This window comes from Microvirga sp. 2TAF3 (assembly GCF_052114965.1).
Taxonomy (GTDB): Bacteria; Pseudomonadota; Alphaproteobacteria; order Rhizobiales; family Beijerinckiaceae; genus Microvirga.
Genome location: NZ_JBFRFT010000017.1, coordinates 65,660 through 85,803 on the forward strand (window position 1 = coordinate 65,660; position 20,144 = coordinate 85,803).

Annotated in this window: 20 protein-coding genes and 1 pseudogene; 5 read left to right on the plus strand and 16 right to left on the minus strand. The window is 62.9% G+C overall.

Annotated features, from left to right (window positions below; translation table 11 throughout):
• Positions 1–83 precede the first annotated feature (83 nt).
• Genes AB4Y97_RS16230 through AB4Y97_RS16240 form a run of 3 tightly spaced genes read right to left on the minus strand, consistent with a single transcriptional unit; the run spans position 84 to position 4,107 of the window.
• Entirely contained in the window at positions 84–836 is a 753-nt protein-coding gene (locus tag AB4Y97_RS16230) for a DUF937 domain-containing protein (RefSeq protein WP_442000079.1), read from the minus strand.
• 38 nt (positions 837–874) lie between these two features.
• Positions 875–2,254 (minus strand): MATE family efflux transporter, encoded by a 1,380-nt coding sequence (locus tag AB4Y97_RS16235; protein ID WP_442000080.1) that lies wholly within the window; start codon positions 2,252–2,254, stop codon positions 875–877.
• Positions 2,254–4,107, minus strand: a complete 1,854-nt coding sequence (locus tag AB4Y97_RS16240) for a monovalent cation:proton antiporter-2 (CPA2) family protein (RefSeq protein ID WP_442000081.1) — start codon at positions 4,105–4,107, stop codon at positions 2,254–2,256. The genes AB4Y97_RS16235 and AB4Y97_RS16240 overlap by 1 nt, the downstream gene beginning before the upstream one ends.
• A 144-nt stretch (positions 4,108–4,251) precedes the next feature.
• Here AB4Y97_RS16240 and ispH point away from each other — a divergent pair, with 144 nt between their 5' ends.
• From ispH to rnhA, 3 genes are read left to right on the plus strand one after another with little or no spacing between them, the layout of a single operon-like run.
• A complete protein-coding gene (gene ispH / locus AB4Y97_RS16245; protein WP_442000082.1) occupies positions 4,252–5,211 on the plus strand; it encodes a 4-hydroxy-3-methylbut-2-enyl diphosphate reductase in 960 nt (319 codons plus the stop codon).
• 3 nt (positions 5,212–5,214) lie between these two features.
• Complete coding sequence (locus AB4Y97_RS16250) at positions 5,215–6,180, plus strand: homoserine kinase (RefSeq protein ID WP_442000083.1); 966 nt, start codon at positions 5,215–5,217, stop codon at positions 6,178–6,180.
• Complete coding sequence (gene rnhA / locus AB4Y97_RS16255) at positions 6,177–6,665, plus strand: ribonuclease HI (protein WP_442000084.1); 489 nt, start codon at positions 6,177–6,179, stop codon at positions 6,663–6,665. Before AB4Y97_RS16250 ends, rnhA begins: the two co-directional genes overlap by 4 nt.
• A 267-nt stretch (positions 6,666–6,932) precedes the next feature.
• On the opposite strand, the gene AB4Y97_RS16260 is transcribed toward rnhA, so the two are convergent.
• Positions 6,933–7,415, minus strand: coding sequence for a peroxiredoxin (locus AB4Y97_RS16260; protein ID WP_442000085.1), 483 nt, complete (start codon positions 7,413–7,415; stop codon positions 6,933–6,935).
• 41 nt (positions 7,416–7,456) lie between these two features.
• A complete protein-coding gene (locus AB4Y97_RS16265; RefSeq protein WP_442000086.1) occupies positions 7,457–8,161 on the minus strand; it encodes a protein-disulfide reductase DsbD domain-containing protein in 705 nt (234 codons plus the stop codon).
• 217 nt (positions 8,162–8,378) lie between these two features.
• On the opposite strand from AB4Y97_RS16265, the gene AB4Y97_RS16270 reads away from it, so the two are divergent.
• Positions 8,379–8,999 carry a YqgE/AlgH family protein gene (locus tag AB4Y97_RS16270; RefSeq protein WP_442000087.1) on the plus strand — a complete coding sequence of 207 codons (621 nt, stop codon included), beginning with the start codon at positions 8,379–8,381 and terminating at the stop codon, positions 8,997–8,999.
• Between the two features lie 6 nt (positions 9,000–9,005).
• Here AB4Y97_RS16270 and AB4Y97_RS16275 read toward each other — a convergent pair whose 3' ends face one another.
• From AB4Y97_RS16275 to AB4Y97_RS16290, 4 genes are all read right to left on the minus strand, one after another.
• A complete protein-coding gene (locus tag AB4Y97_RS16275; RefSeq protein WP_442000100.1) occupies positions 9,006–11,840 on the minus strand; it encodes an EAL domain-containing protein in 2,835 nt (944 codons plus the stop codon).
• 243 nt (positions 11,841–12,083) lie between these two features.
• Positions 12,084–13,367 (minus strand): M16 family metallopeptidase, encoded by a 1,284-nt coding sequence (locus AB4Y97_RS16280; protein WP_442000088.1) that lies wholly within the window; start codon positions 13,365–13,367, stop codon positions 12,084–12,086.
• A complete protein-coding gene (gene thrC, locus AB4Y97_RS16285) occupies positions 13,364–14,779 on the minus strand; it encodes a threonine synthase (RefSeq protein ID WP_442000089.1) in 1,416 nt (471 codons plus the stop codon). The genes AB4Y97_RS16280 and thrC overlap by 4 nt, the downstream gene beginning before the upstream one ends.
• A gap of 75 nt (positions 14,780–14,854) precedes the next feature.
• Entirely contained in the window at positions 14,855–15,376 is a 522-nt protein-coding gene (locus AB4Y97_RS16290; protein ID WP_442000090.1) for a GNAT family N-acetyltransferase, read from the minus strand.
• Between the two features lie 233 nt (positions 15,377–15,609).
• Here AB4Y97_RS16290 and AB4Y97_RS16295 point away from each other — a divergent pair, with 233 nt between their 5' ends.
• Positions 15,610–15,966: a hypothetical protein gene (locus tag AB4Y97_RS16295; protein WP_442000091.1), complete on the plus strand. Its 357-nt coding sequence runs from the start codon at positions 15,610–15,612 to the stop codon at positions 15,964–15,966.
• On the opposite strand, the gene AB4Y97_RS16300 is transcribed toward AB4Y97_RS16295, so the two are convergent.
• From AB4Y97_RS16300 to AB4Y97_RS16330, 7 genes and pseudogenes are all read right to left on the minus strand, one after another.
• Positions 15,928–16,713 (minus strand): SURF1 family protein, encoded by a 786-nt coding sequence (locus tag AB4Y97_RS16300; RefSeq protein WP_442000092.1) that lies wholly within the window; start codon positions 16,711–16,713, stop codon positions 15,928–15,930. The two genes, AB4Y97_RS16295 and AB4Y97_RS16300, sit on opposite strands and share 39 nt — an antisense overlap.
• Positions 16,710–17,036: a DUF983 domain-containing protein gene (locus AB4Y97_RS16305; RefSeq protein WP_442000101.1), complete on the minus strand. Its 327-nt coding sequence runs from the start codon at positions 17,034–17,036 to the stop codon at positions 16,710–16,712. Before AB4Y97_RS16305 ends, AB4Y97_RS16300 begins: the two co-directional genes overlap by 4 nt.
• 164 nt (positions 17,037–17,200) lie before the next feature.
• A complete protein-coding gene (locus tag AB4Y97_RS16310; RefSeq protein WP_442000093.1) occupies positions 17,201–18,061 on the minus strand; it encodes a cytochrome c oxidase subunit 3 in 861 nt (286 codons plus the stop codon).
• Between the two features lie 66 nt (positions 18,062–18,127).
• Positions 18,128–18,721 carry a cytochrome c oxidase assembly protein gene (locus tag AB4Y97_RS16315; protein ID WP_442000094.1) on the minus strand — a complete coding sequence of 198 codons (594 nt, stop codon included), beginning with the start codon at positions 18,719–18,721 and terminating at the stop codon, positions 18,128–18,130.
• A gap of 8 nt (positions 18,722–18,729) precedes the next feature.
• On the minus strand, positions 18,730–18,888 hold the full coding sequence (locus tag AB4Y97_RS16320) for a hypothetical protein (protein ID WP_442000095.1): 159 nt from the start codon (positions 18,886–18,888) through the stop codon (positions 18,730–18,732).
• A gap of 4 nt (positions 18,889–18,892) precedes the next feature.
• Positions 18,893–19,849: a heme o synthase gene (locus tag AB4Y97_RS16325; protein ID WP_442000096.1), complete on the minus strand. Its 957-nt coding sequence runs from the start codon at positions 19,847–19,849 to the stop codon at positions 18,893–18,895.
• Positions 19,850–19,979: 130 nt separating this feature from the next.
• A pseudogene (locus AB4Y97_RS16330) lies at positions 19,980–20,144 on the minus strand (cytochrome c oxidase subunit I); the annotation flags it as partial.

Below are 20,144 nucleotides of genomic sequence, written 5' to 3' on the forward strand. Positions count from 1 at the left end.
GCCGAAGGCGGATCCGCTTCGGCTGAAAATGCGGCCGAGCAAAAGAAAAGAAAGGAGCCGTTTCCACGCAAGCGGAAAAGGTCCTAATGCTTCGCGGTGCCCGTCTTCCAGGCGTCGTTCAAGATAGACTGGAGGGACGTGAGATATTGCATCTGCATCTCATGTCCCTTTTCCATCATATCCTCCCAAGGAGGCGAAGCGGCGGCTTTCTCGGGCGGTGACGGGGGCTGAGGAGGGGTGCGCAGGAAGCTTGTCGTCAACTCCTCATGCTGCGATCCCGCCTTGTCCCCGGAAGGGGCGCTCTGTTGCATCCAGGCCGTCCAGAATGCCGTCCAGGGATCGGTAACTGTCGCACTTTTCGTCTCGCGCACCCTTTTCTTATCGTTCGCTTTGGGGGTGAAAGCCTCGAGCACGTGTCCCTGGCTCGTCATCCATTGGTGCAGGCTCCCGGCGAAGATGCCGGCGAAGAGCGGCAGCATCTGCTGCATCAGTTCGACGCTCATGCCTGTAAAATCTGCCGCCTGATGAGCGATGCGCCTGCTTGCTTCATCCGAGCCGAAGAGCTGGTCGAGCAGCCACTTTCCGTTCTGGTGGCTCTGCGGAGAGGAGGCTTGGCCTGCATTCTGCCACAGGTTCTGACCCATGTTGGGGAACATCCGCAGGAACGGGTTGGATGGCGCGGCGAGCATGGCCTGCTGCAAGCCCATGGCGAAGGCCGGCATGAAGGCCATCATGGCCCTTTGGGCCTGATCGTCCGAGAGCTGGAATTGCCGCGCCAGAGCGCCGAAGCCTGTACTGGACTGGGCCTGACGCATTAGATCGAACCAATTGAACATCCCAGGCTCCTCTCAAAAAAGGCCACCCTTCATGTCGGCTATATGGGCACGGTAGCTTGGCGCTCCAATCGACGAATTGTCCAGAAGGCAGTGACGATGGCCGCGATTCCGAACGCCACCGATCCGGCTCCGACCCCAAGAAGCGCACCCTTAGGGCCGCCCGTGGCCGCCCCCACATAGGCGAAGGGAATCATGCCGAGCGTCGCCCGGCCCCAGTTGAAGAAGGTCGAGAGCAGGGGGAAGCCGAGATTATTGAACGAGGCATTGGCCACGAATACCAAGCCGATGAAGAACCAGATCAGGCCGCTGTACTGACAGAAGAACTGCACCACGTCGGCCGTCAGCGGCGGCGCGTTGAAGAGTTGGGTCAATGGAACGCGGATGAGGAAGAGGGCAAGCCAGACACAGCCGACATAGACGATGGTGAAGGTGAGGGCATCCTTCAGTGTCTGCCTCATCCGGTCATAATGCCGCGCCCCCCAATTCTGCCCCATGATCGGGCCGATTGCGCCTGCAAGCGCAAATAGCCCTCCGAAGGCCACGGGCGTGACCCGGTCGATGATGGCGGAAGCGGCGATCGCCTGATCTCCGAAGCGGGCCATGATGCTGGTGAAGAAGGCATTGGAGACCGGAGCCGCGATGTTGGTCAGGATGGCCGGGACAGCGATGGCGAAGAATGGCCGCGCATCCTTGATTACCTGAGGCAGGCGGGGCCAGATCAGAAAATTGTGGGTGCGCGTCACATAGCGGAAGCTCACATAGACATAGGCCACGCGCGCCAGATCGATGGTGAGCGCCGCGCCGTCGGATTTGAGGCCGAGGGCGAAGATGAAAAGCGGATCGAGAACGACCGTGATGGCTGCTACCGACAGGGTGGCGTACATGCTGCGCTTGGCATCGCCTGCGGCGCGCAGAACGGTCGAGAGAGCCATGCCGAGCGCCATCAGCCCATTCGTCGGCAGGGAGATCCAGAGGAAGCTTTGCGCCACCTGCAATGTCCGCTCGCCCGCGCCTATGAGGCCGAGAATCCATGGCAGAGCCGGAAGGGATAGGAGGCTTACCAGGGTCGCCACGGCGACCATGAGGATGCTGCCCGATGTCGCCCATTGGCGGGCCCGCTCCCATTCCCGCGCACCCAGCGACCGGGACACGAGCGCTCCGATGGGGATCATCAGCCCCACGTTGATCGAGATGGTGAAGAACATCACGACCGTTGCAAGGCCGACGCCGGCTGTCAGGCTCGGGTCATGGAGCCAGGAGATGTAGAGCAGCGACACCAAGTCGACGATGAAGATCGCGATCAGGCCGGCAGCGCCCGTTCCCGTCATCACGAGTACATGGCGCATGGTGGACCCGACGACGAAACGAGGAGGGGCCACCTCGGTCGCGAGGGGCCGCTCTACACGGCGTACGTCCATCAAAAGATTCCTTCGCTCAGGATGTCCCTGGTTTCTGCGCTCAGTCCCCGGGCTTTGCTCGTAGGCGTCATCAGCGGTTCGGGAGTGATTTTTGCGCCGACCACGAGTTCGGCGCCCCCCATCGTCCCGCCGGCCTTCTGCAGAACGAGGCGCGCGATGTCGCGCTTGCGAATCTCGTTTGCCGTCATCGTAGCCGTATCCGGGGCGACCCCAAGCTCCTCCAGTGCGGCGCGGCCGAAGGCGATGGCGGATTCGAAGCTCTCACGGAGCTGATAATCCACATCCATGTTCATGAGCTTGACGGCCTGAATGCGGTCGTAAGCCCGAACGAAAGTGCGGGCATTGTTGAAGTCCTCGTGAACGATTTCGACGATCTTGAGCGTGACGTCCGGATGATCCGTACAGACACAGATCATTTCAGCTCTCTCGGCTCCGGCCGCGCGCAGCACATCGAGGCGCGTTCCATCGCCGTAATAGACTTTGAGGCCGAAGCGAGCCGCATCCCTGATGCGCTCCACATCCTTGTCGATGACGGTCGCTTCGATTCCTTGAGCCAGCAGGACCTGATTGACGATCTGTCCGAACCGTCCGAATCCGATCACGAGAACACGGCTTGAGAGCTCGGCTTCCTGGCCGGGCAGTCCTGAGAGCTCCGGGGGAGCCTCGACCTGTTCGCTCCTGGCAAGGGTTCTTTCCAGCAGCGTCGCCATGATCGGACCCAGCAGCATCGTGATGGCGGCCAATGCCGTGACGAGCTGAGCTTCGTTCGGCAGCATGAGACCGAGGCCAAGGGCGACGGGGATCAGGACGAAGGCGAACTCACCGGCCGGGCTCAGCAGAACGGCCGAACGGAGCGCGTCGCGCCAGATGGCGCCGAAAAGGCGGGACAGGATGGTCAGGATAACCGTCTTGCCGATCAGGATGGCCGGCGCCGCGATGGCGAGAACCAGCCATTGCTGGCGTACGAGGGCCAGGTCAATCGACATGCCCACGCTCATGAAGAACAGGCCGAGCAGGATGCCGCGGAACGGCTCGATGTCAGCTTCAAGCTGATGCCGGAAATTGGATTCGGCGAGCAGGAGACCTGCGAGAAAGGCGCCCATGGCCATCGAGAGACCGACTTCCTGCATCAGCAAGGCAGCGCCAAGAACCACGAGAAGGGCCGAGGCCGTCATGACTTCGCGCGCGCCGCTTCGCGCAAGAATTCGGAAGAAAGGGTTGAGGCCGTAACGACCGACGATCACCACGGCGGCGATGGCGCCGAGCGTCCTTCCGACCGTCAGCAGCCGATCGGCCAGCGAGTTGTGCTCGATCGCGCCGAGGCCCGTCGCAAGAAGCGGCAGAAGCGCCAGGATCGGCACCACCGAGAGATCCTGGAACAGCAGGATTGCAAAGGAGCGCTGCCCATAAGGGGTCTGGAGGTCATTCCGCTCGCCGAGCATCTGGAGGGCAATGGCGGTCGCGGAAAGCGCGACGGCGACGCCGGTCACGAAGGCGCTGTTCGGCGAAAAGCCGATGGCATAGGCCGATCCGCCGAGACAGGTCGCCGTAATGACCAACTGGGCAAAGCCGAGCCCGAAAATATCGCGCTTCATCGACCAGAGATGCGACAGCTTGAGCTCGAGGCCGATGATGAAGAGCAGCAGGACGACGCCGAGCTCGGCGACCGTCGCGATGGTTTCAGGTTCTCCGACCAGGCGCAGTCCCGAGGGACCGATGACGATGCCGGCGGCGAGATAGCCGAGAACGGCGCTGAGGCCGAGAAGGCGAAACAGCGGCACGGCAACGACGGCTGCCCCACAGAAGGTCAGAATCGGAGGTAGAAAGCTGACGTGAGAGGCCGTATTCGCCATCGCTGATCGCAAAAAAGTGAGCTGATGTCCCTTTCTAGGGTGTCTTTTCCTGAAGGGCGAGCCCTAACTCAGGAGTTATTGCCGCGCGAATAAGCGTCGCTCCCGCTTGACATGATGGCGCTGTTTTCGCCAGATCGCCACATCATGACGAACCCACCCCTCGACATTCTGCTCTGCGCTCCGCGTGGTTTCTGCGCCGGTGTCGTCCGTGCCATCGACGCCGTCGAGAAGGCATTGGACACGTATGGCGCTCCCGTCTATGTGCGCCATGAAATCGTTCACAATAAGTACGTGGTTGAGGGGCTGAGGCGGAAAGGCGCTGTCTTCGTGCGGGAACTCGACGAGATCCCCGATGGCGATGCGCCTGTCATCTTCTCGGCACATGGCGTTCCGAAATCCGTCCCGGAATCGGCGGAGGCCCGCCAATTGTTCGCCATCGATGCGACATGTCCCCTGGTGACCAAGGTCCATCGCGAGGCGCAGGTTCATCACAAGCGGGGCCGGCATATCATTCTGATCGGCCATGTCGGCCATCCGGAGGTGATCGGCACCATGGGCCAGTTGCCGGAAGGGGCGACAACGCTGGTCGAGACGGTGGACGATATCGCCCGTCTTCGGCCCGCCGACGGGGACAATCTCGCCTTCGTCACCCAGACGACCCTTTCCGTCGACGATACGCAGGGCATGGTCGATGCCTTGAGGGCGCGGTTTCCCGCCATCGTCGGTCCGCATAAGGAAGACATCTGCTATGCGACGACGAACCGACAGGGCGCGGTCAAGCGCGTGGCGCCCCTCGTCGATGCGATGATCGTGGTCGGCTCGCCCAATTCCTCCAACTCGCAGCGCTTGCGGGAGGTGGCCGAGCGGGAGGGCTGCCCGGTGGTCCGGCTGATCCTGCGCGCCGAGGATATCGACTGGTCCCTGTTCGGCAATATCCGCCGCCTTGGCATCACGGCCGGAGCTTCTGCTCCGGAAGTTCTGGTTGAAGAAATTATCGATGCCTTTGCCGAGCGGTATGAGGTTTCGGTCGAAAGCATCTCGACAGCGGATGAGAGCGTGTTCTTTCCGCTGCCTCGCGAGCTTCGCGAGCAGGCGGCGGAGTAAAGAGTGGCAGTCTATACGGAAGTCCTGGACGAGGAGCTTGCCGCTTTCCTCGCAACCTACGATATCGGCATGGTCCTGTCCTACAAGGGCATCGCCGAGGGTGTCGAAAATACGAACTATTTTCTGCATACGACCGAAGGGGCCTACATCCTCACCCTCTACGAGAAGCGGGTGAAGGAGACGGACCTGCCGTTCTTCCTCGGGCTCATGCAGCACCTTGCGGGCAAGGGCCTCAATTGTCCTCTTCCTGTCAGTAACCGTCAGGGCGAAGCCCTGGGGCGCGTGGCGAACCGGCCCGCGGCGATCATCACCTTCCTGGAAGGCATCGCCGTCCGGCGCCCGACGGCGCAGCATTGCGCAGCGCTCGGCGCCGCCCTGGCGAAGCTTCATCTGGCGGGCCGGGATTTTGCGATGGTGCGCCCCAACGCCCTTTCTCTGGATGGCTGGCCGCCCCTGTTCGGGCAGGCCGAAGCCCAGGCCGACATGGTCTCGGCGGGCCTTGCCAAGCGGACACGGCTCGAGCTTGAGGCGCTCAAGGCCGATTGGCCGAGCGGACTGCCTTCCGGCATCATCCATGCCGATCTCTTTACCGACAACGTGTTCTTCATCGGGTCGGAAGTATCCGGCCTCATCGACTTCTACTTCGCCTGCACGGATGCCTTTGCCTACGACGTCGCCATCTGCCTCAATGCCTGGTGCTTCGAGGCGGACGGGTCCTTCAACCTGACGAAAGGGAGGGCGATGCTGGCAGGATATCAGTCCATGCGACGTCTCGAGCCAGTGGAGGTGGAAGCCCTGCCGGTCTATTGCCGCGGCTCCGCCATGCGCTTCATGCTGACGAGGCTCGTCGACTGGCTCAACGTGCCGCCGGGCGCGCTGGTGAAGCCGAAGGACCCGCTCGAATATGACCGCAAGCTCAATTTCCACCGGCATGTGAAACATGCCCGCGAACTGGGGTTGGAAGCATGAGCGGGACTGAGCGCGTCACGATCTATACGGACGGTGCCTGCTCCGGCAATCCGGGCCCTGGCGGCTGGGCGGCGATTCTGATCTTCCGCGGCGTCGAGAAGGAAATCTCGGGCGGGGAGCTGCAGACGACCAACAATCGCATGGAAATGCGTGCGGCCATCGAGGGACTGAATTCCCTCAAGCGTCCCTGCGCGGTCGATCTCTTCACCGACTCGCAATATGTGCGCCAGGGGATCACGTCCTGGATGCATAACTGGAAGCGGCGCGGCTGGCGCACGGCTGACAACAAGCCCGTCAAGAACGAGGATCTCTGGCGCGCGCTCGACGAGGCGGCGTCCCGCCATAAAGTCGAATGGCACTGGGTGAAGGGCCATGCGGATGACCCGACCAATATCAGGGTCGACGAGCTGGCTGTTGCAGCCTTGCAGCCCTTCAAGCGGCAAGGAAACGGTTCTGCTTCGAAGTCTTCGCTCGCATCAGGCTAGAGCCTCGGACCCAAAAGTGGAGTCCACTTTTAGGATCAATCCGATGCTCTCTTGTTGAATGAGCGCATCGTTCGGCGCGGAAAACCGGGTCCACTTTTCCGCACGATGCGTTAGAGCATTTTCAGCAAAAGCGGGTTCCGGTTTTGCGAAGGAAAATGCATTCCTTCAAAAAGTTAGAACGTGATCCGGCAAGGCGGAAACCGTTTGCCGGATCATGCAAAATCAAAGGCTGAGACGCCGATCATGGTCGGAGTCCAAGCGAAGGCCTTAAAGGCTCTTCAGCAGGTTTTCGGCGCCGGAAATCTGCGCCTTGGAGGGAGCATCCTCAACATTGAGGGCTTTGACGACACCATCCTCGACGATCATCGAATAACGCTGAGAGCGGAGGCCGAGGCCGAAACCCGAGCCATCCATGACGAGACCGATCGCCTTCGCGAAGTCGCCATTGCCGTCGGAAAGGAACTCGATCTGCTCCGCGCCGGCCGATTTCGACCAGGCATCCAGAACGAAGACGTCGTTGACGGACGTCACGAGGATCGCATCGACACCCTTGGCCTTGATCTCGTCCAACTTCTGCACGTAGCCGGGCAGATGGTTGCGATGGCAGGTCGGAGTGAAGGCGCCGGGAACGGCGACGAGGGCGACCTTGCGTCCCTTGAAGAGATCGTCCGTGGTCTTCGCGACAGGTCCGTCCGGCGTCATGACGCGGAACGTTACCTGAGGCAGGGAATCTCCAACCTGGATGGTCATGGGCAGTTCTCCAAAAGTGAGGCGGATGCTTCACCTCCTCACTAGCGCGGCTGCCTGCTGGCGTCGAGCTTCACCTCAGTCTCGATGGCTTCCTCTCCGGCAACAAGGGTCAGCAGCACCTGGATGGGTCCGGCAGCGTCTTTCGGCTTTTCCTCGATCGTGACGATGAAGCTGTTCTCAGCATCGGGGAGGGAGGTCGAAAGGTACCAGTCGTCGGGTCCTTCCGCGAACAGGGCGGGCTTCCCGCCGGACGGCACGCGCACCTTCACTTTGAGTCCGGGCTTGTCTGCGGTCTGCGGCTCTACGCTCAGGACGGACAGGTCGCCCGGGGCGCCCAGAGCCTGAGAGCGGGGAAGGCTTGCCTGCACCTTTTCGAGAATAGCTTTTTGCTCCTGGTCGCCATTGAGGGGTAGAACGATATCTGCATGGGCTGGGATGCAGATATCCTTGCAGACGCCATAGTCGACGGAAAGCGAGAGCTTGATCGGCTTTGTCTCATCCATCGGCTTGACGAGAACCGGCAGGATGACCCGATCATGGTAGACATACGCGGCGCCGCCCGCATCCTCATGGCGGGAGGGGGCTGGCCATTTGATGTCGGCGGAAGCGACGTTGTCGGAGCCTGACCAGTCGAAACGGGGCGGCAGGCCGGAATCCCCGGCGCTCCGCCAGTAAGTCTTGAAACCGGGATCAAGGGCGATCTCGATGCCCGACAGCCATTGGCCGTCCTGTTGCCCGCCCGACATCAGACGAATGCGGGAATGAAGTCCTTGGACCCAGGGGGAGGACGTCTGGGCCTGCCCGTAGGCAGGAAGAAATGATAGGATGAGGCAAACGAGCGCCGAAGCAGAACTTAATCGAATTGTCATGGAACTGACGCCTCCCTGACGCGCTTCCCTTATGCGGTTTATTTCCGACTTGGCCATCCACGATCCCGTGATGGGCGGCCACCCGGCAACGCAGATGAGAGAGATGAGCCTTTTGTCGAATGCGAATGGTGCCGAGTCCGGCTATCTCGACGGCCAGCTTCTGGTGGCCATGCCCGGAATGGTGGACGAGCGTTTCGCCCGCGCCGTCATCTATATCTGTGCCCATTCGATCGAAGGCGCCATGGGCATCGTCCTCAACCGGCCCGCCGCCAATGTGAGCGTGCCCGATCTTCTGGTGCAGCTCGAGATCATTCCGGATCTGGAACGAATTCTCCTGCCGCAGAAAGTCGGTCGCATGCAGGTGCTGATAGGGGGGCCGGTGGAAACGAGTCGAGGCTTCGTTCTTCATTCCTCGGATTTCCACATCGCCCAATCGACCCTTCTCATCGACGACAGCGTCTGCCTGACCGCGACCGTCGACATCCTGCGCGCCATCGCCCGGGGGGATGGGCCCGAAAACGCCATCCTGGCCCTTGGTTATGCCGGCTGGGGGGCCGGGCAGCTCGAAAACGAGATCCAGGCCAATGGCTGGCTCAATTGCCCCGCCGACGCGGAACTGATCTTCAATTCATCCGCCGAGCTTCGCTATGATCTCGCCCTGCGCCGAATCGGCATCGATCCGGCCATGCTTTCCATGGAAGCTGGCCACGCCTGAACCTGTTCAAGCCGCTTCGGTCGCCGCACCTACCAACTGTCGCGCCTGCATCGTCGACATCGGCTCTCCGAAGACCGGGCCTTGAGCATATTCGCAGCCGAGCTGATAGAGCTCGATGGCTTCCGATTCCGTATCCGCGCCTTCCGCGACGATTTCCATACCCAGTTCGTGGGCCATCTTGATGATGGACCGCAGGATCACCGGCTTGCCCGCCGCCATCTGGCGCACGAAGGATTCATCCACCTTGATCGTGTCGAACGGGAACCGGAATAGGTAGGAGAGGGCGGAATAGCCGGTCCCGAAATCGTCGAGGGAGAGCCCGGCGCCTAGATCCCGCAGGCGCGTGAGCATCTGGGCCGAATATTCCGGGTTCTCCATGACCAGGCTCTCGGTCATCTCGATCTTGAGTGAGCCCGGAAGCACGCCCGTGCGCGCGATGACCGCCTTCACGTCCTGCAAGAGGTCGTGCCGCAGGAGATGCGGGCTCGACATATTGACGCTGGCGAAGATCGGCGGGTCGACTTCCAGAGCGTCCTGCCAGGTGGCAAGCTCCCGCGCCGTCTGCTCCAGCAGGAAGAAACTCAGGGTGACGATGAGGCCGGTTTCTTCCGCAAGCGGCATGAAGTCTTCCGGACCTATGCGGCCCAGACGCGGGTGATCCCAGCGCAGCATCGATTCGAAGCCGGCGATGGTCCGGTCCTCAAGGCGAACGATGGGCTTGAACAGCACCTTGATCTCGTTGCGCTCGAGAGCGCGGCGCAGATCCGATTCCATCGTGAAATGATCACTGCGGTCCGAGCGCATGGTCGGACGGAAGACCTCGATCCGGTCGCCGCCATGACGCTTGGCGTAAGCCATGGCGATTTCGGCGTTCCGAAGAACCTCTTCGCGCCGTGCGGCGATCTGGGGATCGTGCAGGGCAAGACCGATGGAGGCGGTCAGGAAGATCTCGCGCTCCGCATAGGTGATGGCTGTCGTCACCGCACGCCGGACCATGTCCGCGAAGGCGATGATCCGGTCCGGCTCCCGCTCAGAGAGCAGGATGATGGCGAATTCGTCGCCCGCGATCCGCGCCAGGGTGTCCTGCGGCCTGAGCAGGCGCCCGAGGCGGCGGGACAAGGTCAGCAGGATCGAATCGCCCGCCGCGTAGCCTACAGAGTCATTCGTGTTCTTGAACTTGTCGATATCGATGACGACCACCGTGGGGCGCAGGCCGTCGTCCTGGCTCGCGAAGGTGAGGGCGGCTTCCAGGCGATCATAGAAAAGCTGGCGGTTCGGCAGACTGGTGAGGTTGTCGTGGATGGCGTCGTGAAGCAGTCGTTCTTCTGCCGTCTTGCTGTCGGTCACGTCCGCAAGTGTGCCGATGACGCGGATCACCTCGCCATCCGTTCCGATGACCGGACGGGCCTTGAGGCGAAACCAGTGATGCGCTCCCGAGGCCGAGCGCAGACGGAAATCCTGCGAGAGGCGACCGCGGCGCTGCTCGATGACGGCGTCAAGGGTGGCGCGATAGCGATCCTTGTCGAAGGGGTGGACCAGATTGAGCCAGGCCGAGGCGGGGCCTTCGAGCGAGCCGCGCTTGAGGCCGAGCAGATGCTCCACTTCCGGGCTGACGAAGATGTTGTCGGAAATGACATCCCAATCGAACACGATGTCGCCTGCGCCCGACAGGGCGAGCGCCCGGCGCTCCGTGTCGTTCACGAAGCCCTGCGCGAAAGCGCCGCCTGCAAAGGCATGCTGCATCACGGTGAAGCCGATGAGCATGACGATGAGCACGAGCCCGCCGATCAGGGCCGGAGGCACCAGATCGGAGCCGAGATGGCCCATCACCGTGAAGGTCGCCGCCGTCACCCAGGCGATCAGGAGAAGCCAGGTCGGGACGAGCATCACGGCCCGGTCGTAACCATGGGTGGCGAGATGGATCACCAGCACGAAGCCGATGCCGGCCACGGCCGCGATCGAGATGCGCGCCACCCCTGAAGCCACGGGCGGATCGATGACGGCGAGCCCGATGAGGGCGCCGAGGAAGACGAGCCAGAACGCGGTCACATGGCTGTAGCGCACATGCCAGCGGTTCAGGTTGAGATAGGCGAACAGGAAGACGAGAAGGGTCGCCGCCAGCACCGCTTCCGCGCCGGCGCGGTAGATCTGCTCGGCCTTCTCTGTGATGGGGAAGATGCGTTGGAAGAAACCGAAATCGATGCAGGCATAGGCGAGTACGGCCCAGGCCAGGGCGGCGGCGGCCGGGAAGATCAGGGCGCCCTTCACCACGAAGACAATGGTGAGGAAGAGGGCGAGAAGACCGGCGATGCCGATGATGATGCCCTTGTAGAGCGTCAGCCCGTTGACCCGCTCCTTGTAGGCGTCCGCATCCCAGAGATGAAGCTGCGGGAGATTGGCGGAGCGCAGCTCCGCCACGAAGGTCACGGTCGTGCCGGGATCGAGGGTGACGAGGAAGATATCCGCATCCGCGCTGTCGTCCCGCTCGGGCCGGATGCCCTGACTCGCCGTGATTGCCGCGACGCGAGACGATCCCAGATCGGGCCAGACCACGCCGGAGGAGGTGAGGCGGAAATGGGGGGCGACCAGGAGACGGTCCACCTGTTCGTCGGTATCGTTGGTGAGCGCGAAGACGATCCAGTCCGGCCGGGTGCCGGCCTCGCGGGCCTTCACCGCGATGCGGCGGACGATTCCGTCGCGCCCCGGAGCGGTCGAGATGCGGATCTCGTCCCCATCCGAGCGGTAGCGCTCCACCATGGGGGTGAGATCGATGGCCTTCACCTTGGGGTCCACGCGGACGGATTCGACGGCTTGGCCGCTCGCTGGCCAGGCCAGACACATGAAGGCCGTCAAGATGACGGTTATGGCGAAAGAAACGATCCGCAAAGCTTCGGTCTTCCGTCCGGTGCGTGGGTGGAAGGGATTGGTATCGGTCGGAGAGCTTGAGGGCAAGGTGAAGTCGAGGTTGGGCCCGACTTGTCCGCAAGACTCAAGCTTGGAGGACTTACACGCGGCCATGGGGCAGCTTTGCGGCGGGATTGAGGAGAGGATACTCATCCCGCCCTAAAGTTAAGCTTCGCGATTTTAATCCTGCAAACCTGCCGCGATCCGATCGAGAGAGGGCAGACCCTTGATGGGGCCGATGGCGGCCAGGGTCGGTGCTCCCTGGAGAAGGCGGTGGCCGGCTTCGCGGACCTGATCGGCCGTCAGGGCATCGACCTTCAGCACGATCTCGTTGCTGGGGATGATCCGGCCCCAGGACAGGAGCTGGCGGGCGACGCGTTCGATGCGTCCGCCCGGCGTCTCGAGCGCCGTCAGGAGAGCAACCTTCATCTGCGCCTTGGCGCGGACCATCTCGATCTCGGCGATACCCTCGGTGGCCTTGCGCATGCACTGGAACGTGACATCCATCAATTCGGCCACGTCGTTGCCTGCGGTTCCGGCCCCGACGCCGAAAAGACCGCAATCGGAGAAGGGCCAATGAAAGGCGTCGATGGAATAGGCCAGCCCGCGCGTCTCGCGTACTTCATGCCAGAGGCGGGACGTCAGCCCGCCGCCGAGAATATGGGCGAACAGGTGGGTGGCGTAATAGCCGGGATCCTTGAAGGAGAGGCCCGGCAGGCCGAGAACCAGATTGGCCTGTTCGAGCTTGCGCGAAATCCGCCGCTCGCCGCCAAGATAGAGGCCGGGCTCGGGCTCGCGGATGCCCACGGCCGGCATCGCACCGAAATGACGCTCGGCTGCCTCGACGATCCGGGCATGGTCCACATCGCCGGCGGCGGCGAGCACCATCTTGCCCGGAGCGTATTCCCGCGCGAGGAAGGCGCGGATGGTGGCCTCGTCGAAGCTTCTGATGGTTTCCGGGGTGCCGAGGATCGGGCGGCCGATGGGCTGGCCCGGATAGGCCGTCTCCATGAAGGCGTCGTAGATGAGATCGTCCGGCGTGTCCTCGACCGCCGCATATTCCTGCAGGATGACGCCCTTCTCCCGAGCCAACTCTACGGAAGCAAAGAGGGAATTGGTGAGAATGTCGCCAAGCACGTCGATTGCCACATCCACATTTTCCCCAAGGACGCGGGCCGTGTAGCTGGTGTATTCGACGCTCGTCGCCGCATTGATGTCGCCGCCGACATTCTCGATATCCTCGGCGATCTGCCGGGCGAGGCGGCGCTTCGTGCCCTTGAAGGCCATGTGTTCGATCAGATGGGACAGCCCATGCTCGTGCGCCATTTCATGGCGCGAACCGGTGCCGACCCAGACCCCGAGGGTCGCCGTGGCGATCTCCGGCATCTGCTCGGTTGCGACGGTCAGGCCGTTTGAAAGCCGCGTGATGTCGATCCGCTTCTCGCGAACGAGGTGATGATTCATGCCGCGATGCCTTTGACCACGCGGGCGCGCTCGCGGATGAAGCGCTCGACCGCGCCCTGGTCGTTGGGGAGCACGGTGAAGCTCTCCTTACGCTCCATGAGATCGGCCATGTGCGGCGGAAGCTGGGGCCGGATTCCGGTCGCGCGTGCGACGGCGTCAGGAAACTTGGCCGGATGCGCCGTCGAGAGGGCGATCACGGGAACTTCGGGCCGCTCCTTCAGGAGCGCCCGCCCGGCGCGGGTGCCGACGGCGCTGTGCGGATCGAGCACGTAGCCGGTCGTTCGGTAGGTCTCGGCCATCTCCTCCGCCACATTCGCCTCGTTAACGGTTTGCGTCGAAAATTCGTCGCGGATGCGGGCGAGGGGATCGGCGTCGATGGTGAAGGATTTGGACTGCGCGAGCCCTGCCATGAGGCGGCGGATCGCACCCGCATCGCGACCATGGGCCTCGAAGAGCAGGCGTTCGAAATTGGACGAGATCTGAATGTCCATGGAGGGCGAGGTGGTGGGCTCGACGCCCCGGATCTCGTAGGAGCCGGAATGAAGCGTCCGGGCCAGGATGTCGTTGGCATTGGTGCCGATCATCAGCCGTTCGATCGGCAGCCCCATCCGCTTGGCGGCCCAGCCGGCGAGAATATCGCCGAAATTGCCCGTGGGCACCGAGAACGAGACAGGCCGGTGCGGCCCGCCCAGGGCGACCGCCGCCGTGAAGTAGTAGACAGTCTGCGCCGCGATGCGGGCCCAGTTGATGGAATTGACGCCGGAAAGCTGGAGTTCGTCGCGGAAGCGGGCATGGTTGAACATGCCCTTCACCATCGACTGGCAATCGTCGAAGGTTCCCTCGACCGCGAGGGCATGGACGTTCGGCGAGGCCACCGTCGTCATCTGCCGCCTTTGGACATCCGACACGCGCCCGTGCGGGTAGAGGATGAAGATATCGACCTGATCAAGGCCCTTGAATGCCTCGACGGCGGCGCTGCCCGTATCGCCCGAGGTCGCGCCGACGATGGTGGCGCGGGCGCCGCGGGCTTTGAGCACATGGTCCATCAGGCGGCCGAGCAGCTGCATCGCCACGTCCTTGAAGGCGAGCGTCGGGCCGTGGAAGAGTTCCAGCACGAAGAGATTGTCGCCGATCTGGTTCTGGGGGCAGACGGCCGCATGGCGGAAGGTGGCGTAGGCCTCGTCGATCATGGCGCCGAGGGCGGCCTGCGGAATCTCGCCGTCGACGAGGGGGCCGAGAACCGCCTTCGCCACCTCGGCATAGGGCTTGCCCGCAAAACCCCAGATCGTCTCGCGCGTCAGTCCCGGCCAGCTTTCCGGCACATAGAGGCCGCCATCGCGGGCCAATCCGGCAAGCAGGGCATCGGCGAAGCCGAGCGCGGGGGCTTCGCCCCGGGTCGAGACGTGAAACACGGTCAATCTCCTGAAATTCCGGCGGACATTAAGAGGGGCAGCCGGTCAGGACAAGCCATAACCGGCTGCCGGGTCTCAGCCATTCAGGCGCGCCATGGCGTGGGCGTCCACGAAGGCGCCTTGGCGGAAAGCAAAGCCGCGATGGGTCCCTTCGATCTCGAAACCGTGGCGTTTGTAGAGCGCTATGGCCGGTGCGTTGTCGGTATAGACGGTCAGTTCGATCCGCTTCAGGCCGAGCCAGTCATCGGCGACCGAAAGGATTTCGCGCAAGAGGCGGGAGCCGATGCCGCGGCCCTGATAATCGTCATGGACGCCCATGCCGAGGAGTCCCACATGGGCCCGGCGACCGGGAAAGCGGGTGAGGCCCCCATTGGCGACGATCCGCCCGTCGAGGGAAGCGACCAGGCTCACGTCGCCCGGGCCCTGGCTCTCCAGCCGTTTCCGGATGTCCTCCGAAGTGCGGTGTGGCAGGCTCAAAGTGCCCCAGCGATAGCCGGGTAGGCAGGCAATGGCCGCGATTTCTTCAGCATCGCCAAGGCGCACGGCGCGGATGACGAGGCTTTCAATATCAGGTGGATGTTGAGGTTGAGGGTCCATGTCGCTCTCCTTGGAAAAAAGGCGGAAGCGAACGGAACCGTCAAAGCCCTGCTCGTCTCCGCAGGGCTTGAGGGAATGTTCACACGCTCATCGGCGCAAAGCACATCCCGCACGCCCGGCGAGGCGCGTGGTAAGATGGGCCATGGTCATGAATACGGTGAACATGGAAAGCATGGTATATTTTCCAGTGTCGGAAGCCAAGCGGGTTTGAAAACCCGAGAAGGACCTGGACGATGCGCATGACCCGAACCGATTGGGTGCTCCTGCCGCTCCTGGTCGCGGTGCTGGCCGCATTCGCCTATGGGCTCTACGCGCTGGTCGGGTTCTTCGGCATGGGGCTGCTCGGCCTCATCATCGGTGTGATGGCGCAGCGGATCGAGCTCGAGAAGGATGGCGCGGTCAGCAATTTCATGACGACATCGCTCTATGCGGAGCAGTTCAAGGCCCGGCAGGCCATGACCCGCGCGGAGCGGGCGGAGCATCATCATGAGACCCGGATGATGATGAAGGCGCTTTTCGTCGCGAAGGTCGTCAGCGCAGGTCTGGTGATCCTAGGATTTGGCTTCTTCGCCCTGTTCCAGCTCGGCTGAAGGCGGATTCAGCCGCCGCCAGGCGAAGGTGGCGAAGACGCCGACGAGGGTGAGGGCGATTCCGAACCAGGTGAAGGCGTATTGCAGATGGTTGTTGGGCAGTTCCAGCTTCGTCTGTCCGCCCTTCGGCCAACCGCCCGGATTCGGCGTCGCGTCCGCTTCCACGTAGAAGGGAGCGGCGCGGGCGAGGCCATGGGCCCTGGCAATGGCTTCGGGATCGCGGGCGAACCAGGAATTGCGGGCCGGATCGTCGGCAGGCGTGAACATGTTCCGCTCTTCCGGCGCACGGACGAGGCCGGTGATGGTCGTCTCGCCTGTCGGCTGGCTCTCCGGACGCGAGGCGGGATCGCGCAGTTCCGTCGGCACGAAGCCGCGATTGAGCATGAGAATGGCGCCGTCTTTCAGGCGCAGAGGGGTCATCAGGTAATAGCCCTGGATGGGCGAGCCGCGCTGCGCGGAAGCCAGACCATAAACCGGGGTCTCGAACTGGTGCAGGAAAGTGCCGCTGACCCGCACCCGCCGGAACTCGTCCTGATCCGCGCGCCATTGCCCCCATTGCGCATCCGGCAGGATCTGGCCCGGCTCCCCATACGCACGGGATTCGATCTGGGCGATCAGGCCCTCCTTCCAGGTCCTGCGCTGGAGCTGCCAGCTGCCGAGACCGATCAGGATCGCCAGGGCGACAAGCGTTGCGAGGCCGGGGACAAGAAGCGAGCGCAGGCGTTGCGGGAGAGTAGGGCGGGTCACTTCTGGATGCGCCCTTCCTCGGCCTTGTGATGATATTGCAGCGCCACCATGACACCCTTCAGGGGACGCACCAGGGCAACGCTCAGGATCACCGAAAGGGCGAACCACATCACGATGTGGAGCCAGAGTGGCGGCTCGAAGGTGAACTCGGCCCAAAGAGCCAGGGCAACCACGACGATGCCGACGATGGACATCACGAAAAAGGCCGGGCCATCACCCGTATCGGCGAAGGCGTAATCCAGATCGCAGACCTCGCAGGACGGACGCAGCGTCAGATATCCCTGGAACAGATGCCCCTTGCCGCAGCGCGGACAACGGCCCATGAGACCGGCGACGATGGGGTTGGGAGGCGCGGAATTCTGGGCCACGGCGCATTCTCCGGGCGTTCTGCAAGGGAAAGTGCCGCCCTGACAGATGGGGGATAAGTTTCAAAAACGAAGGGCGGCTTGTGGCCGCCCCCGTTGAGATCGGTTCAGATTGAGCGGCGTCAATGGCCGGCGGCGTGTCCGCCGAAGCCCCATACGTAGATGGCGGCGAAAAGGAAGAGCCACACCACGTCGACGAAGTGCCAGTACCAAGCCGCGAATTCGAAGCCGAGATGCTGCTTCGGCGTGAAGTCGCCGCGATAGACACGCAACAGGCACACCGCCAGGAAGATCGTGCCGATGATCACGTGAGCGCCGTGGAAGCCCGTCGCCATGAAGAAGGTGGCGCCGTAGATGTTGCCTTTGAAGCCGAAGGCGGCGTGGCTGTACTCGTAGCCCTGGAGCGTGGTGAAGATCATGCCCAGGATCACCGTCAGCCACAGGCCAGTCCTCAGGCCCTTGCGGTCGTTCCCCAGCAGCGCATGGTGCGCCCAGGTCACGGTGGTGCCGGAGGTCAGCAGGATGAGGGTGTTGAGCAGCGGCAGGTGCCAGGGATCGAAGGTCTCGATGCCCTTGGGCGGCCAGACGCCGCCGAGCGCCTCGGTGCGCGCATACTGGATCGCCTCGTTCGGATAGAGCGCGGCATCGAAATAGGCCCAGAACCAGGCCACGAAGAACATCACCTCGGAGGCGATGAACATCATCATGCCGTAGCGGTGATGAAGCTGGACCACGCGGGTGTGATACTGGCCGCTATTGGCCTCGCGGATCACGTCGCTCCACCAGCTGAGCATGGTGTAGAGCACGCCGATGATGCCCGCGCCGAACACATAGGCGCCGATGTGCATCCCGCCGATTGGGACGTCCTTCCACCAAGTGACGAAGCCGGAAGCCATCACGAAGGCGCTGAAAGCACCAACGAGCGGCCACGGGCTCGGGTCGACAAGGTGATAATCGTGATGTTTGGCGTGGGCCTCGGCCATTCGTATCGTCTCCGTGCCTCGAAGGTGTCTCGCTTTAAGACGTTTCTGTCTAGCTTGTCACGTCCGTTATTGAACGATGGGTTTCGTTGATGATGTCGCAGCCTCCGCCACCGGCTTGCCCCCCTTGGAGGGGAAGTAGGTGTAGGAGAGGGTGATGGAGCTGAGGTCCTTCACGTCCGAATCCTTCACGAGGCGCGGATCGATATAGAAGACCACAGCCGATTCCAGCGTCTCGCCGGGCTTCAGGGTCTGTTCCGTGAAGCAGAAGCATTCCAGCTTGGAGAAATAGCTGCCCGCGAGATCCGGTTGGACATTGTAGGTGGCGATTCCGGTCGTCGGCTTATCGCCCTTGTTGGTGACCTTATAGAGGACCGTCGTGGTCTCGCCGAGCTTGACCTTGACCTCGGGGGTCTCCGGCGCGAAGCGCCAGTTGAGGCCGGGGGAGACGTTGGCATCGAACCGGACGGCGATCATCCGATCCAGCACCTGGGATTCGTTGTTCGTCCGCACGATCGGCGTGCCGTCGAAGCCCGTGACCTTGCAGAACAGGTCGTAGAGCGGCACGGACGCATAGGCGAGCCCGACCATGCCGGCGGCAATCCCGGCACAGGCGAGGGCCGTGCGGCGTACATTGCGTTGGACATGCGGAGTTTCAGTCATCGTAACCTCTACAGGGGCCGTTGCAGGACACCGGGGCCGAGCTTGGCGATGGTGACCACATAGAACAACAGAACCAGGGCGCCGAGCGTCAGCGCCAAGGCGAGCGAACGCTTCCGGCGGCGCTTTTGCTCTTCGGGACTCAAGGTGGGAGGGGGAAGCTCTGCCATGACGTCACCCGAAAACCGGCCTGAAGAAGCCAAGGCCATGCTCCGCGAGCAAGGTCGCGAAGAGCAGGAAGAGATAGAGGATCGAGAAGGCGAAAAGCTGCTGCGCCACGCGCATGGCAGGCTCTCCCTCCCGCAGGCGATAGACCTGGAACGCCAGCGCCAGCATGCCGAGGCCGCCGATCGTGCCAATGATCGCATAGGCCAGGCCACCGAACCCGAAGGCTATCGGGGCCAGGCCCAGCGGCGCGAGGAGCAGGGTATAGGCAAGGATTTGGCGGCGGGTCGAATCGGGGCCGGCCACGTTCGGCATCATGGGGATGCCCGCCCGCTCGTAATCGCCCGACTTCACCAGGGCGAGCGCCCAGAAATGCGGCGGCGTCCAGATGAAGATGATCGCGAAGAGAATGATGCTTTCCCAGCCCACATGGCCCGTCACCGCCGCCTGGGCGACGATGGGAGGAAGCGCGCCCGCAGCACCGCCGATGACGATGTTTTGCGGCGTCGAACGCTTCAGCCACATGGAATAGATCACGGCGTAGAAGAAGATGGTGAAGGCCAGAAGCCCCGCAGCGAGCCAGTTGCTCACGAGGCCGAGCACGATCACGGAACCTGCCGACAGGGTGAGTCCGAAGGCCAGCGCCTCGCCCGGCTGGATCTTGCCGGCGGGGATCGGGCGCTTGCGGGTGCGGGTCATGACGGCGTCGATATCCGCGTCCCACCACATGTTGAGGCAGCCCGAAGCGCCGCCGCCGACCGCGATCATGAGCAGCGAGGCGAAGGCGACGACCGGATGAACGTCCGGATGGACGACGACCATGCCGACGAGCGCCGTGAAAACGACGAGGAACATCACCCGCGGCTTCAGGAGCGCGAAGTAATCGGACACGTCGCCCTGCGAGATCCCGGCGGTGGTGATCTTCTCGTTGGGCATGTCGGTCAGGCTGTTCGATGCTGTTCTCATCACGATGATCTTTCGAAGCCCTGGGCCTGAAGCCCGTGGTCTTTCGATATCGGCTCCTCGCCGGAAGGCTTAGAAACCCAAGCCCTCGGGGGAGGAGCGGGGCGGCGGAAAGCCGCCCGGCTCTTTAAGACTAGTGGCCCGTATCCGCGATGCGCGGCAGGGTCTCGAACTGGTGGAAGGGCGGCGGCGACGGCAGCGTCCATTCCAACGTCGTCGCTCCTTCGCCCCACGGATTGGCGCCAGCCCGCTCCTTGCGGATGAAGGCATAGATAACGCCGAAGATGAAGACGAGAAG